This is a genomic window from Mesorhizobium sp. CNPSo 4684 (assembly GCF_057784315.1).
Genome location: NZ_JBWLUX010000101.1, coordinates 1 through 641 on the forward strand (window position 1 = coordinate 1; position 641 = coordinate 641).

At 62.7% G+C, this 641-nt stretch carries 1 pseudogene; it reads left to right on the forward strand.

Features of this window, described 5'->3' with window-relative positions:
• Positions 1 to 99: 99 nt before the first annotated feature.
• Positions 100 to 641 (forward strand): annotated as a pseudogene (locus AC04SG_RS32865) (hypothetical protein); the annotation flags it as partial.

Below are 641 nucleotides of genomic sequence, written 5' to 3' on the forward strand. Positions count from 1 at the left end.
GGGTTGCGGCCAGCGAAGAGGCCGAGGACCCTGGACAATCCAGACGGCCTTGCCATTGAGCGGCAGCTGAGCGAGATCGCCAATTCAGGTGGTCGCCTGATGTCGTCGGCGGACCCCGTCCATCAACTGGGTGCATTGCCATCGCAGGCGCAGGACATCGTCCAGGCCGGACGGCAAGAACCTGCCCGGTTCGCCTCAACCTGGTGGCCGCAGATGCCCCTCAACTTTGATTGGAGTATGTGGCCGAACCCGGAAGCAGCGTCAGCGCCCGCTGCCAGCGCCCGCCCAGACACCTACCGGGATTTTCCATTGGTTGATCTGACTGCGGCCACGCCGTCTGAATCACGCGACGATGATAATTTTGTGCCGGCGTTTGCAAGCAAATCCTCCGATGCTCAGATCGGGGCTTTGGGTCCGACAGCCCCGTCTCACGGCCGCGGGCTGGTGCTCCAGGACATGGAATGGCTGGGCGACGAGCATGTCCTGAGGGATTACCAGCTCCTGACGCAAGAGTTGCAGGGGAACAATCCGGGTCTGGCCGCCCGGACGCGGTTCGTGGATCCCCTCATAACCCTTGGCAGCCTGCGCTTGGGCACCGAGAGCGACATGCTACGCGCATTCCAGCGCATCGTTCATGATCA